4 protein-coding genes and 2 pseudogenes are annotated in these 14088 nt (G+C 43.6%); 1 reads left to right on the top strand and 5 read right to left on the bottom strand.

Annotation, left to right across the window (positions count from 1 at the left end):
• The first annotated feature begins 85 nt into the window (after positions 1–85).
• Complete coding sequence (locus D7D50_RS03640) at positions 86–1009, top strand: RluA family pseudouridine synthase (protein ID WP_227877757.1); 924 nt, start codon at positions 86–88, stop codon at positions 1007–1009.
• 272 nt (positions 1010–1281) lie between these two features.
• Here the strand turns inward: D7D50_RS03640 and D7D50_RS03635 are convergent.
• The 5 genes and pseudogenes from D7D50_RS03635 to D7D50_RS03620 all read right to left on the bottom strand — a co-directional run.
• A pseudogene (locus D7D50_RS03635) lies at positions 1282–3439 on the bottom strand (pneumococcal-type histidine triad protein); the annotation flags it as partial.
• Positions 3440–3583: 144 nt separating this feature from the next.
• A pseudogene (locus D7D50_RS10380) lies at positions 3584–4360 on the bottom strand (pneumococcal-type histidine triad protein); the annotation flags it as partial.
• A gap of 9 nt (positions 4361–4369) precedes the next feature.
• Positions 4370–5305 (bottom strand): metal ABC transporter solute-binding protein, Zn/Mn family, encoded by a 936-nt coding sequence (locus tag D7D50_RS03630; protein WP_120701497.1) that lies wholly within the window; start codon positions 5303–5305, stop codon positions 4370–4372.
• 180 nt (positions 5306–5485) lie between these two features.
• Positions 5486–10822 carry a Cna B-type domain-containing protein gene (locus D7D50_RS03625; protein ID WP_120701496.1) on the bottom strand — a complete coding sequence of 1779 codons (5337 nt, stop codon included), beginning with the start codon at positions 10820–10822 and terminating at the stop codon, positions 5486–5488.
• Between the two features lie 449 nt (positions 10823–11271).
• Positions 11272–14064, bottom strand: a complete 2793-nt coding sequence (locus tag D7D50_RS03620; protein WP_120701495.1) for a GBS Bsp-like repeat-containing protein — start codon at positions 14062–14064, stop codon at positions 11272–11274.
• Between the last annotated feature and the right edge of the window lie 24 nt (positions 14065–14088).

The raw sequence follows: 14088 nt of genomic DNA, 5'->3' as shown, positions 1-14088 counted from the left end.
AGAGCGGGTATCAGCCACTTCTTTCCCCTCTCCTTTTCCTCCTTCTCATCTTTTCTTTCCCTTTGCTTTCTGATACAATAACACTATGCAGTATACTATAACGATACCAAGCGCCTTGCCCGCTATGACAGTCAAAGAGGCCCTGGAAGATTATTTTCTCATCCCACGAAAGATTCGTCATTTTTTGCGAACCAAAAAACATGTCCAAGTCAATGGGGAGACCGTCCACTGGCAATCAATGCTTGAAGCGGGTGACCAACTCACCCTCACCTTTGATCCGGAAGATTATGAAGAAAAGGATCTCTTGACAGGGGATGCTAGCCTGGTCGAAACCCTCTATGAAGATGAGCACCTCATCATCGTAAACAAGCCGGAAGGCATGAAAACACACGCCAATCAACCAGATGAAATCGCCCTTCTTAATCATGTCTCCACTTATGTTGGGAAGACCTGTTATGTCGTTCATCGCTTGGACAAGGAAACCAGTGGAGCTCTTGTCTTTGCCAAGAATCCCTTTGTCTTACCCGTCCTGAATCGGCTGCTAGAAGACAAGAAAATTCAACGAGACTATTGGGCCCTAATCTTAGGCACCTTACCCAAAAAGCAACTGGTTTATAAGGACAAATTAGGCCGTGATCGCCATGATCGACGCAAGCGTATTGTCGATCCTCGAAAGGGCCTCTATGCGGAAACCCATGTGACTAGCTTAAAGACTTTCAAGCGCACCAGCTTAGTCAACTGTCAGCTCCAGACAGGTCGCACCCACCAGATCCGAGTCCACCTCTCTCATCATGGCCATCCGATCGTGGGTGACCCTCTCTATAACCCAGAAAGAGCGCCTCGTCTCATGCTCCATGCCCACCGCTTGCGGCTTACCCATCCCTTTACCTTAGAGAAAATTCAAGTTGAGGCCCCTTCTCCAAGTTTTGAGAAAGGCTTAAAAGAGAGTGGGACAGAAATCGGTCATTCGTTAGAATTCGATTTCGTCGTCCCACCTCCGCACAGTTGAGTAGGGCTGTAAAAGCTGATGAAATCAGCCTAGTAGAGCCCACTCAACCACTGCGTCTTGCTCGACAATCCAAAAACAATTGAGAGGCTAGGACTTTTGTCCCAGCCTCTTTCTGTTATTTCTGCATTGGTCCTATTCCGTCGTTTCTTCACTTACGACTGGACTGGCTTCTGTTTTTTCTGACTCTGGTGATGGGGTCTGAGCAGGATCTGAAGCCTCTTCCTTATTTAGGCTAGGATCGATTGTGGCAGGACTTTGAGGTTCTGGGTCTGCTTTGTCTGCTTCCGCCACTGCTGTCGATGGAGCTGCTAGCAATTCATCTCGAAGAGCTTGGATCGCTTGTAGCAAGGCTTTCTTGTCGCTCTTTGGATCAGCTAGTTGATCAAAGAGAGCTTCTAAGCGTTCAAACTGAGCATCACTGGCCCCCTTTTCAACCAATTGTTGGTGGAGAGCGATCAACTGGTTATAAATCTCTTGATAGAGGGCCACGTCTCCAAGTTTTGGTTCTTCTGTTTTCTTTTGCTTTTGTTGTTCAATCGTTTCACCAACTTCACGCAAAAGAGTTTTTCCAGCAGTCAAGGCCTTGTCAGCATCGGGCTCTTGGCGTACCTGTTCTAAACGTTCTTCAAAAGCAGGACGCTTGCTTTCTTCTACTTGTGGCAAAAGAGAGTTGATTTGTTCCAAAAGGGTTGTCAAGATACTAGAGCGTTGACGGGACTCTGTCTTTTCATCCAAGTCACCATAGACCCCTTTGAGGAAGTCGTAAACAGCTAGGTTATAGGATGGAGCATCGGCTCCCTTTTGATCCAGAACTGTTTTGTCAATTGGATAGGTTGGAGCATTTTCTTGGGACAGTAGCTGGTCAATCGCTTGCTTAGCTTGGTAGAGTTCCATGAAATGGGCTTTTGAGTCCCAAGCTTCTTCAAAGGCCTGAGCCCGGTAAAGCTTCAAAGCAAGGTCTGCTGCTGTCGCACGCAATTCCGGTGTCAAACGCACATCGCTTAAACTTTGGTAGAAATACTTGAGGTAGTCCACCGAAGTCACACCAGTCCGATCTTGCATCTCCTGAATAGCTTGCAACAATTTTCCTTGCTGATCCAAGCCTTGGCTATCTTTAGCTGTATAGGCTTCCTGCAATTGAGAAACAAGGCTTTCTTTCTTGAGTTGGAAGGCTTCGGTATCAAGCAAGCGAACCTGTTCCAACAATTCCTGATAGCGACGATCCAAGGCTGTTTCTTCTTTTGGCTTGACTTCTTGGGTCGCATGGATATATTCTTTATCAACTTGGTCAAGACTCGCCAAGTAGCCTGCTGTCGAATTGCTTGGGAAGTTTCTAACTGTTTCTAAGAATTGACCCAAGTTCAACTCAATCCGTCGTTGTTGCAGAGGGTCTGATGCGTACAAAGTCCGACTTTCTGCTAGGAGTTGGTTGACCTTGTCCTCTACAGCTTTCTGGTCCAAGTCACCTTTCTGGTAAGTTGCTTGGATGGTCGGTAGACGGTGAGCCAAGTAGTCCGCCAATCCTGCTGAGCGTACCTTGATGTAGTGGTTATGGTCTCCATGCGGAATGACAAACTGGCCGTTCTCGATTTGCATCGTATATGGTGAAATACCGGAGCGAAGTGCTGTTGCATAAAGCTCGTTGATAAAGTCTAGCTCAGGATTCCCTGTTTCAAGCGGAATCCGAACATGTTCCTTCCGTACTGCATAAGGGTGGATATGGGTTGGATCGTATTCTTGGTCTGGATTGTTAAAGACAAAGAAACCATTGGAAATCTTGATAGCTTCCCGAGGGACGCCGTAAGTCTGGCTAATGTACTGAATTTTTTCTTCATCCGAAGCATCGCGCGAATAGCTGGCAACATCATCTGTCAGTGGTTGACCCTTGTCCTCTTCCTTCTTACCAGCTAACACTGCCTCTGCCGCTGCGATCTCTTGAGGAGAGAGATCCTTCTTGTAGAAGTAATGAGCATGGTCTCCGTGAGCGACCATATAGCCCTCGTCATCCTTGCTGATGACATGATCTGCATGGAAACCATGATCATGCTCATGGGCCTGTTCATTTTCATGATGATGATCATGATCGGCTTCATGGTCTTCATGATCATGCTTGTGATGAGGATCCTCCTTCTCATGGTCGTGATCCTGATCGACTGGTTTTGTCTCTGGACTTGAAGGTTGAGTTGGCTTTTCTTCTTTTGCAATACTTCCACCTTGTGTACGGGATAGTTGGAACTGTCGTGCCAACTCCCGCTCTAGAGGCGAAAGGCGACTATAAGGAATGAAATGGAAATGATCCCCGTGAGGATACACTACCCCTTGATCTGTCCATTTAGTAATCTTACTTGGATCAAAGACAGAACCATCCGACTCAACATGGCGCGCTGAAAGCGGAGTGTTTTGCAACTCTTCCAAAAGGCTCGGCAAGGTCCTCCCTTTATTCGTCACTGTTGGATGAGGCACAGAAGCTGTAATCGTTGGAGTGACCGGGTCTGCGATTGGCTGATTCGGATTAACCGATGAAGCTAGCTGGCTAGAAGCTGGAGCAATGGGATTTACTTCATTTTTTCCTCCTCCATTTAGAACCGCTAAGGCAGCATATAATTCTCCAGCTGATAAGGCACTTTTCGGAATATAGTGGTAGTGCCCACCATGCGGCACGATAAAGCCATCCCCTGTATCAGAAATCACATCCCCAGGATGGAAGACATAGCCGTCATCTGTCCGGTAGCCACCTTGACTAGGCTTAACTCCAGCTGTTAGACTAGAGACTGTTTTCCCTTCTCGTAGAGCCTGACTCGGCTGGCTGAAGTCACGAGTTTGTCCAGCTTTTTGGACACTATCTTTCGAACCTGAGACTAGCTCTCCTTTTTTCTGTTGGGCTATTTCCTCCACCGAACGGACATTTAGCGTATGTTGCGGATTGGTTAGGTAGAGGTAGTAGGTCCCATCCTTCTTGATAATATAGCCATCTCGCACCTGTGTGACAATATCCGATTGTTGCAGTTGGTAAGTAGGATCACGTAAAATCAGCTCCTCACTAAAAATCGCATCGTAAGGGACTTTGCCATTGTAGTAATGGAAATGATCTCCATGGGAAGTCACAAAGCCCTCATCCGTAATTTTGACCACAATCTGCTCTGCCTGGATCTTTTCCTTCGAGTTGACGGTTTCAATGCTTTCTTCCTGCTTGTTTGAGCTACTAGCTGACTTTTTCTTGTCTCCTTGTAAATACTGCACCTGATTCTGATTCTTTTTGTCTTCCTTGACTGGTGCTTGCTGACTTAAGGCATAGGCGCATAAACCCAAACCTAAGGTTGCTACTAATCCAATTGTTCCTTTTTTCTTCATTCTTTCTACTTACTCCTGTAATTCTTTCGCTAGACTCGCCATATTTTCTTCTAGGTTATCCAAGAAATCTTTGTTATTTTCCGGATCTGCTTCGAGAGGATCCAAGACCTTCACTTTTGCCCCTGTCGCCTTGGCAATGCTATCAGCCACCTTGGAAGAGGTATGCTTCTCAACAAATATGGTATGAACTTGGTAGTCCTTGACAAACTGCTGAATCTCCGCTAATTGACGGGCCGTTGGTTCCTGTTCAGGTGAAATCCCTGCGATTCCTAATTGTTTCAAGCCAAAGCGCTTGGCTAGATAAGAAAAGGCTGTATGCTGAGTCACGAAGGTTTTTTGTGTCACTTTTTCAAAGAGAGGCTGGTATTTTGCCACCAAATCCTCACAGCGTTTTTCAAGTTTTTGGGCATTGGCCTCATAATAACTTCTATTTTCTGGGTCAATGTTTCCCAACTCTTGGGCGATGATCTTCCCTTCTTCGGCAATTTTCAGTGGGTCCATCCAAGTATGAGGGTCATACAAGTGTTTTGTATCCTTCCCTTCCGTATCCTCAATATCCTCTAATCCAGCAACCTTATCCAATTCCATTCCTTTGCTGGCTTCGATGACCCGCAGTTTCGAGTCTTGCAAGCTAGGATCTAGACGTCCGGCCCAAGATTCGAGTGTTTGAGAATGGTAGACGAAGACATCCGCATCATAGATCTGGGCTGTCTCCTTGGCCGAAGGTTCGTAATCATGAATCCCCGCACCTGACTGAACCATCCAGATCTCGTTTCGATCACCTGAGATTTCCTTCACCAAGGAATAGACAGGGTAAAAACTCGTCACAATTTTAAGCCCCTTTTTAGTAGAGCCAGCTCCCGAACTCCTCTGGCTCCCACAAGCCACTAGCAACAAAAGGCAGATGAATCCTATTCCTAAGGCCCTTAGTTTCCTCCCAAACATGTATAAATCCTTTCTTTTTCTTAATCGGTTTATTAAACAGTTAATTAACTAGTTAATGATAACGCTAATTTTTTAGTTTGTCAAGAATTTTTTTGTATTTTTTTCACACAGAAAAAAGAGGCCCCTAGGGGCCTCTTCTATTCTCTTGATTAGTTAGACAAGATTAATCAAACCATGCGCTTATTTTTTCTTCTTTTTAAGGAGATAAGCTGCACCGCTTGCGACTACAAAGGCTAATACCAAGCTAATCAAGGAGATAGTGGTACCAGTGCTTGGCAAGATACCAACCTTCTTACCTGGTTTCTTAGGTTCTGGTGTCACTGGCTCTGTTGGTTCATGTTTATTGGTCAGAACAACATTACCTTGACCGTCATCTGTTTTCGTCACTTGGTAACCTGTTGGAACATCGACTTCTTCCACCGTATAGGTGACAGCTTTGCCCTTGACATGTTTGTCTAAGTTCGCAAAGGTATGAGTCCACTTGTTCTCAGCCGACAACTCAATGACTTCACCAGACTTCTTACCATCCGCATACAGTTGCACTTTCACACTCTTCGGACGAAGGCCGTCTTTATTCTCTTGGTCATCCCACTGTTTAGTTACCGAGAGGGTCGTCTTACCTGGAGTGTGCGTATTGGTAATGGTATAGCTTTCTTGGTCAATACTTGGTGAATAATTCTCAACTCGTTCTTCTTGAAGAGTGTAGACAATTTTCTTACCATCCTTAAATTCAGGAAGTCCAGTAAAGGTTTCTTTCCAATCTGTCTCGCTTGTGATATCTTTGTGGGCCACCTTTTCACCGTTGGCATAAAGATTCACAGTAATCTTAGCCGGACGAAGGCCATCTTGGTTGTCATTGTCAGCCCAGATCTTCATGACTGGAATATCCACCGTACTTGGGGTATGTGTATTGGTCAAGACAAGATCACCCTTCTCCTGGCTCTCTTCTGTTACGGTGTAGCCTTTAGGAACTACTACTTCCTTAACAGAATAGTGAATGATCTCTCCATTTGCTTTTTCTGGAAGTTTAGTAAAGGTATGAGTCCACTTATTGTCAGAAGACAAGACAACTTTCTCGCCTACCTCTTGATCACCTGCATACAATTGAACTTGAATTTCTTTTGGACGAAGGCCATCTTGGTTATTCGCATCTTCCCATTTCTTGGTTACCTTAACCTGAGTGACAGTCGGCTCATGCTTATTGGTCAAGATAGGATGTGCTGGATCCTTGTCATCAATTGAAAGGGTATAGCCTTCTGGAACATTCTCTTCTTTCACAGTGTAGTGAATGGCCTTACCGGCTGCTTTTTCATCAAGATTTTCAAAAGATCCTTGCCACTGGTTAGCTTCTGATAATTCCAGGGTCTGGTCTGTAGCAACTCCATCTTTATAAAGTTTGACCGTAATCGTTGCTGGGCGAAGGCCATCTTGGTTATTGGCATCTTCCCATTTCTTGGTTACTTGAACTTTCGTCTTAGAAGGAGTGTGCGTATTGCTAATCACTACCTGACCTGGATTGGTCGCTTCTACTGTTTGAGTATACCCTTTCGGTACTTCAATCTCTTTCACTGTATACTGAACAGCTTGACCAGCTTTTTTCTCATCCAAGTCAGAGAAGGTATAGGTCCAGTCGTTATCTGCAGAAAGTTCTACCTCTTTACCTGATTTTTGGTCATTAGCATAGAGTTGAACCTTGATGCTCTTCGGACGAAGGCCATCTTGGTTTTCTGCATCAACCCACTTCTTGGTTACTGTTACACTTGTTTTACCTGGTTTGTAGCTGTTGGTAATCGTCGAACCTTCGATAGCTGTTGAGTAGTTAGCAACTGTATCTTCTGTTACCGTATAGACTAGTTTTTGACCATTCTTGTAGACTGGTAAATCTGTGAAGCTGTGGCTCCATGTATCTCCCTCACCAGATAGAGTAGCAGTCTGTACTTCCTCTCCATTCGCTAAGAGATGCACCGTGATGGTTGACGGACGGAGACCGTCTTGATTTTGAGCATCGTCCCAAACTTTTTTCACCGTTACTTCTGTCGTTTCAGGAGTACGCTTATTGGTAATCGTTGCTTTTCCATCGACAAACTGTGCTTCTTGACTATCAGTTGTATAATGAGTTGGAACTTTTACTTCTTTAACGGTATAGGTAATCACCTTGCCGTCTTTATCTTTATCTGGAAGATTGTTAAAGGTTACTTTCCAGTCATTTCCTGCTGAAAGGGCTACTGGTTTCCCTTCTGCTTTTCCATTCTTGTACAATTGGAACTCAATGGATTCTGGGCGAAGACCTTCTACATTGTCTTGGTCATCCCAATCTTTAGAAGCTTCCAGATTGATATAATGGATATCTTTCTCATTTTCGATCACTTTTGGTGAAGCTTTTGAGCCCGTCGCTTCGCCATCGATCGTCACATGGTAGAGCTGTTGATCCGCATCGTAGGTCACAAGGACTGTATGTTCTGTCTCATCCAACTTGTAGTTGTCTGGAGCTTTAGTCTCTTTAAGTGTGTAAGTTCCTTCTGTTAGGGTGGTGAAGGCAAGGTCGCCATCCTTATCAGAAACTTGGGTCGCAAGGACAGCACCAGTAGCATCTGACAAGGTGAACTCTGCACCGGCCAAGCCTTTGCTCGTATCGTCTTTATCAACTTTCTTCACATGGAAGCTAGCCGCAAAGATTTGAGCCGTTACGGTGTTGGATTCACGGTTTCCTTCATGGCCTTTCGCCTTGTAACCAAATTGGTTATGGGCTTGAACGACACCTGAACGGCCACCATTGTCCTTGTTGTCTTCTGTACGATCTAGCATCAATTGCTTAACTTGATCTGTCAATTCACTTGGATTAACAACAGGTACAGCAATATCTACTTGGCTACGTGCACCGATAGTGGTTCCTTCGTTGGCAACAACCTTGATTCCTGTTACTTTACTATAGTCTGTGACAACTGCTGACCAAATATCTTTATCTGCAGCTTGTGCCATGGTGCTAGCTGTAACTGTGGTATCTGTTGTGTAGTATACTGTCCATCCTTCCGGAGCAGTGACTGGTCCGCGAAGACTAACGGTGTATTCTGTCTTACGGGCTGAAGCATCCAGTGTATTGACATCTCCAACTTTAGGGAGAACGTCATAGATAACCGTGTTTTCAACTGGACTATCTGTGTTGTTTTTAATCGTTAACTTGTAATTAAAGGTTTCCCCTGGTTTAAAGGTTCGAGTTACTGTTGAAGCATCAGACAAGTCATCGTTCTTGGCGATGAACTTACGAGAATAAACCCCTTCAGCTGCGACAATAGTATAGTTGGATTCCGCATGAGGAATCTTATCCGTTGTCGAACCATTGTTGTTTAAATCATAGCTATCTACTGCAACTGTATTCGGGTTAGCAGTTTCTAGATCCCAGAGGCCTTCTCCTGCCAGATAGATATGGTTGGTAAAGGTTCCGCCATCAGCCTTCCCTTTTAATTTAGTATAGATGAATGGTAAATTAGCCTTGCCACCAGTCTCTAGGGAGCGTTTGATAAATTCCTTTTGATCCAAATGGATAATCAAGGCAGAACGTCCAGAATTGTGGTAGTTTTCAATGACCTCATAGGATTTGTACCAAGGGGCATAAAAACGAGTGTTATTCTTATCAAAGTATTGATCTAGGTATTTGAAGTCAATATCCAAGGTATTTGGATCAAAGAGATCAATAACACGCAAGTCCTTGTAATCCTTACCTGGATCTAAGCGAACATTATTAGCAGATAGGGCAAAACGAATGGTTTTTCCATCTGTGAATTGGACATTGTTATAATCTGTATTCTTAGTCAGTTCAACATTTTCTGTCAATGGAAGAAGTTTGAACTGCCATTTAGCAGATTGGTCTCTGTCTGCCCCTGACTGGGTTTTATAGGTGATCCGTCCAGTATTTTCATAGGCATTCTTGGACTCATCATTTTGATCGATATGGGTCTTTTCTGGATCCTTGAAGGCTGTATAGGTAGAAATATAAATCCCTTGACCAGATGGAAGCGCGAAGTCATCTTTCATCTCCAGTCTCCAGCCGACAACCGTTCCATATTTGGTCAAATCAATGTTTCCAAATCCATCCTTGTCTGCCTCTGGTTGGATTTCTTTAGTTGAGCCATCTTCCATGGTTAGGATGATGCGTTTCACGTATTGATTGATCAGAGGTCCATTTCCATAGATTCCAATCATCATGCGAGCATATTCAATCTTAGTAAACTTCAAGCGCGAGTCTACTTGCTCATCATAAAAGACAACATTCTTTTGAGCAAATGGTGTGGTGTTATTGTATTTCAAGAGCCACTTGTAGTTAGCTGCCTTGTAGTCTGTCGAATCGTAGACATTGCCTTCAGCTTGTTTGGCAAAAGACCCTTTTCCTTCCAAGTCACGAGAAGTAAGTCGGAAGATGAGAGAATCTTCAGCCCTTACATCCGGTTCTCCCTCACCGCGTTCCGCAGGAATCCCAACGACAGTTGCAGTATTGGTCAAATCTTTCACTAAGACATCTTCTAAGGTTTGGTCTTTTTCCATGACCAAATCAGGGAATTTCAAGTATAAGAAACTCTTATCTTGGATTTTTTGCATCAAATCTGAGTGGTAACTTTGAACATTTTTATTTTCATCAGCTACAAAAGTTTTTGATACAGTTCCGTCTCCATTATCGACCCAGCCTTCTGATTTTTCTGTATCTAGAACCGCTGTACGTGTTTTTCCATCTTTGTCCGTATAGGTTGGGAGCTTATCTGTAATTGTTGCAGATTCCAACTGACGATAGCTACCATTGTACTGTCCACGCATCCCATCTAACAAGAAAGCAAACGGAACTGAAGTAGCTTTTTCGATGTACTTTTTGCCATCTGCTCCAGTTACAATCCCTGGAGATGCTTCCGCATAGTCTCTGGACATCGTCGCATCATAGTTCTGATTGACAAACTTGGTCAAGGTATAATCCTTGTATTGAGGTTTCCAAGTGATACTATTTATAGCAGTCTCAGCACCATTGATATTGAGTGTCCCTGTGATATCCATCGAGTAGTTGGTAGGAGGGAATCCTAACTTAAACTTGGCGATAAATGGCAGGGTCAAGACCTCAGATTTTTGGTAGTTGGTAAAATGTAGACTAACATGGTAATCATCTCCTACCTTGGTCACTGTTGGTTCGTCATGTTGTGAACTACTAGTGAAACCTGGAACACTGACTTCCGACAAGTATTTCCCTGGGAGCACTAGGTTCACAACCACATCATCGAGATCTGTTGTCAGATTTTTAGGGGTAATCTGAATATAGCCAGACATGGTGTCAGACGTGGTATAGGCCATGCCGCCTGGATGCTCTTGCTTATCTCCATACAAGAGGCTAACATCTAAGGCACCATTATCTCCGACCGCTAGCTCTTGCGCCAAGGCTGTTATAGCCCCTTGACCCAATTGACCCAGCATCATTAAAATGGTGAAGAGGGCAAACCCTTTTTTCAAAAAGGTTGTCCATAAGGACGGTCTCTTTTTCATTCTTTCATCTCCTTTTATCATTTTGAACCCAAAAAGTTCCTCATTACACTTTTATCATATATGAGTCAATTAAGCCAACGATTTTATAAAAAATGTCTCTAAATGAACAAATGAATGACCTAGTGTTCCTTTTTAAATAAGTTTTATTGATTTCTGCATCAATCAGCCAATTTAGGTTAAGCTCTCCAAAAATATGATTGCAAGCTGTTTTTTTGGATCTGTTTCAACCCTTCATTCCTTGATTTCATAACTTTTTTATACCTTTCCAAAATACCTCTAAAGATCTTGCATGGATATCCTTAGGATAGCTCTGAAATTTTTGACACAAGCTCCTTGTCTAATGACTTCTCCTGTCATCAAAGGGATGCAAAAAACCAGCCCCTTCATAGAGCTGGTTACCTTTCTATTATAAAAAAGTCCTTAGGCAAAAATGCTGAAAAGCTTGTATCTTATTTATAACGTGGTGTCGCAAATCCGCGGATATTGCCGTGTCCGATACGGTATACATTGCGTTTGACAGTACCAACAACACCGGAATTTCCTTCGATTGTATGAATCAGTCCATTTTCGACGCGTTCTACAATCCCAATATGATCCGCAAATCCATTATTCTGTTGAGAGTCTTGGTCCCAGTTAAAGGTAATAATATCACCCGCTTTTGGTGTAGAAGCTCCATCCTCATTCCAAATACCGAGACGCTTAAAGATTTGGATATGGCGCTCTACGCCACACTCCCGACCAATCAAATGACTAAGGCCTTCGCGTTGGAAAACTGTTGTTACAAACACATCACACCAATCATCAGAATTTTTCACAGCGTATCCAACTGGTAGGGGATTTATGCTATTGTAATCGTTGACCAATTGATGATGGGCTGCACTTCCGCTACGAACACCGACAAGACTTGCTGCAGCTCGTAAAACACGATCTCGTTGACCATTAGAAACATGAGGATTGTATGCTGCTTGATCAACTATCTCACGAGGTGAAAGAGCTGTTTGCCCCAGGTTAAAGCCTTCAACGCCACCGTCCACATAGTCCACATAGACGTGCGTTGTATAGTTCCCTTTCTGGTACTGGTGATTTGCTGCAGAGACTTGCACTTCTGTATGCGTACCAGAAGGTGCTGTAGAATACCAGTAGAGGTTTTCTTGATGAGCTTGAGACCAGGCAGCAACACGGATATTCTTGATCTGACGTCCCTGAGGTGCTTGGTCCACTGTTACCGTATAGGTTCCCGCACCAGAATTAACATTCTTGATCCCTGTTTGGGTCCTGGTCGTCAGATTTCTAAATTCCACTTCTGTGGTTGTTGTTCCAGCCCCTACACGCGAACCATCATTTTGGATGTAATAAAGATGAACATGGTATTTGCCAGTAGAGTTCTTGTGATCGCTAGCCTTGACAGAAACCTTGTAGTCTCCGTTCGCTTGACGAGTCGCTTCATACCAACGGATATCATCTTGACCATCCTTATCAGACCAAGTTGGAACTTGAACAGTCCGTACGCCTTTAGGGCTGTAGACATCCTTAATGATGACGTCAAAAGTTCCCGTATCCTTGTTATTGTTTTGGATTACAATCGTACCAGAACGACGGGCTTGACGTACTTCTGCTGTAGTTTCTGTAATATAGTTTCGTTGGTTGTCATTGTCCACATAGTAGACATGGACATTGTATTTGCCGTCCTCATTTTTATGATCTGAGGCTTTGATAGTAGCTCGGTAACTGCCGTCACTTTGACGAATCGCTTTGTGCCAAACAAGATCATCTTGCCAGTTCTTATCTGACCAGGTCGGAATCAAAACTTCTTTCAGTCCATTTGGTGCAACAACATTACGAATTACTGCATCAAAGGTGCCTGTCTCAGAATTATTGTTCTCTATCGTTACAGTTCCATTTGGTTTTACGTGACGCACTTCTGTAGTGGTTTCTGTGATATAGCTTCGTTGGTTATTTTGATCTACATAGTAGACATGAACATTGTATTTGCCATCATCATTTTTATGATCTGAAGCTTTGATGGTAGCTCGGTAACTGCCGTCACTTTGACGAATCGCTTTGTGCCAAACAAGATCATCTTGCCAGTTCTTATCTGACCAGGTCGGAATCAAAACTTCTTTCAGTCCATTTGGTGCAACAACATTACGAATTACTGCATTAAAGGTGCCTGTCTCAGAATTATTGTTCTCTATCGTTACAGTTCCACTTGGTTTTACATGACGCACTTCTGTAGTAGTTTCTGTGATATAGCTCCGTTGATTATTTTGATCTACATAGTAGACATGAACATTGTATTTGCCATCATCATTTTTATGATCTGAAGCTTTGATGGTAGCTCGGTAACTGCCGTCACTTTGACGAATCGCTTTGTGCCAAACAAGATCATCTTGCCAGTTCTTATCTGACCAGGTCGGAATCAAGACTTCCTTCAAGCTATTTGGCGCGAAAACATTTCGCACTACTGCATCAAATGTACCAGTCGAAACATTATTATTTTCAATCGTTACCGTACCACTTGGATAGGATTGACGCACTTCCGTCGTGGTTTCTGTGATATAGTTTCGTTGGTTGTCATTATCCACATAGTAGACATGGACATTATACTTACCGGTGTCATTCTTATGTTCAGATGCCTTAATGGTTGCACGATAGCTGCCGTCAGCTTGCTTAGTTGCCTTATGCCAAATAAGGTCATCTTGCCAGTTCTTATCTGACCAGGTCGGAATCAAGACTTCCTTTAAGCCAGTTGGGGACACTACATTGCGAACAACTGCATCAAAGGTACCTGTGACTTCGTTGTTATTTTCTATACTTAAATTCCCTTGAGGACGACTTAAAGTACTAACTATACGGCCAGACGGAGCCTTGGAACTAGCGCTATAGAAAGTAGTGGTCCCCGTTACAGGTTTCGCAATTGACTCAGAAGATGGGACAGATTGCCCCGCTGAAATAGACTTAGTTTCTACCTTTGGCTCGTCTGCCTTCGTAACATCTGAGCTAGTGACTGGAAGCTCTGTTACTGGAGCTGGCGCCACATATTGATGAGTCCCTACTTCTTGCTTTTCCTCGACAACTGGTACTGAGCTAGCTTGTGTCGTTACTGCTTCACTTTCAGTGACTGCCGATTCTTTCACTCCCACTTCTTCTTTCACTCCCACTTCATCGGCATGGGCAACTTGAACTGAGGCAGCTAGCAATACAGCTGCACTGGCAAAATAAATGAAATCCTTTTTTCTCATTTCTATTCCCTTAATCATATTTTA

The sequence above is a fragment of the Streptococcus koreensis genome (assembly GCF_003627135.1).
Lineage (GTDB): Bacteria > Bacillota > Bacilli > Lactobacillales > Streptococcaceae > Streptococcus > Streptococcus ilei.
This window is presented reverse-complemented; position numbering and strand designations above follow the sequence as displayed.